1 protein-coding gene and 1 pseudogene are annotated in these 1,449 nt (G+C 75.1%); both read right to left on the reverse strand.

The genetic code is table 11. From position 1 onward, the window contains the following. Positions 1 to 141 precede the first annotated feature (141 nt). A complete protein-coding gene (locus tag ACLEQD_RS43285) occupies positions 142 to 414 on the reverse strand; it encodes a hypothetical protein (protein WP_410391775.1) in 273 nt (90 codons plus the stop codon). Positions 415 to 458: 44 nt separating this feature from the next. After that, positions 459 to 1,449: pseudogene (locus tag ACLEQD_RS43290) on the reverse strand (hypothetical protein); the annotation flags it as partial.

Below are 1,449 nucleotides of genomic sequence, written 5' to 3' on the forward strand. Positions count from 1 at the left end.
CGGCGGGAGCACTCTCCACGGGCGCCGGCGTCTCAGCGGATGCGGCAGCCGCCCGCGCCACGGGCGCCGGCTTCGCGGCGGGCACCTGCGCGAACGCGGGTCCTGCCTCCAACAACAAACACAGCGCGACGAAGAGCCGCTTCATGGCACCGCCTCCGCGGTCTGGCCGCTTGCACTGCCCACCGGTGCATCCTCACGCGAGGACGTGAGCGCCGGTGCCGGCACCGCGCCCTCGTTCGCCCATCCCGCCAGCAGCGCGTCCGCGACCAGCTGTCCCAGCAGGTCCAGTCCCCGGCCGCGCGGATGCACCAGGTCCTCGTGCATGAACCCCGCCTGATGGAAGCGCGCGAGCGACCCCGCGCCGCCCATCGCCGTGTAGAGATTGAAGAAGCCGCAGCCCCCGGCGAGCGCCACCTCGCGCTCGGCCTGGATGACGGCCTCCAGGAACGGCCGCTGCGTCAGGGGCTTGCCCTTCGCGTGGCGTCCCGCACCGCGTCCAAGGGGCCCACCACCATGCACCCGCTGCCGGGCGCGGCGGCGCGGGCGCGGCGCAGGAGCGCGGCCAGGTCCCGGCGCACGGTGGGCAGGTCCGTGCGCTTCCACTCCAGGCGCTTGGACTCATTGCCGCCCAGGAAGAAGAGCAGCAGCCTGGGGTCGCGCTGCGCGAGCTGCGCCTTCAGCGCGTCCTCCTCCAGCCGCGCGTACAGCGTGGCATCCGCGGACGGCACGCCGAGCATGTCCAGCACGATGCCCGGCGCGTCCTGCTGAAGCACCACGCCCTGCACGATGGCGCCCTTGCCCTCCGCGGTGACGTCCAGCCACCTCGCGCCCGCGGGCAGGTCGAAGGACGTGGTGCGGCTGGCACCGTCCCCCTGCGGCTCCGTGCGCGCGAGCACCGTGCCATCCACGGACACGACGAGGCGGCCCGCGCCCTTCACGTCCTTCCACCACAGCGTCCCGCGCGGCTCGCCGTCCAGCTTGAAGCGGCCCCGGGCCCGGTGCTCGGTGGCCACGTGGTACACGCCGGTGATGCCGAACGGGTGCGGCGGCGCGCGCAGCTCGCCCAGCGTGCGCGGCTGCCAGCCGTTGCTCACGGCGGCCGTGCGCGACCGGCCACCGTAGGGTGCCATGCGGTCCACCAGCAGCGCGCCCCGGCCCGCGTGGCCGAAGCCCGCCACCAGCTCGTCGCGGACCACGTCCACGATGCGGTCCCCCGCGATGAGCGAGTTGCCGAACGCGGCGACGACCGTGGGCGTCTTCGCCGTGCCCTCCAGGAGCCCGTCCAGCGCGCGGAAGAACGGCGTCAGCGCGGACCGCGCGCAGCCGGTGTCGCTCGGCTCCACGCACGGATCCTCCACCGCGCCGCCCGGTGCCTTCAGCCGCGTGGCCAGCGCGTGCAGATGTCCGCGCGCCTCGGTGGTGGGCGGCAGGGCGCGGAACGCGGAGCGC

It is taken from the genome of Corallococcus sp. 4LFB (assembly GCF_046520365.1).
Classification (GTDB): domain Bacteria; phylum Myxococcota; class Myxococcia; order Myxococcales; family Myxococcaceae; genus Corallococcus; species Corallococcus caeni.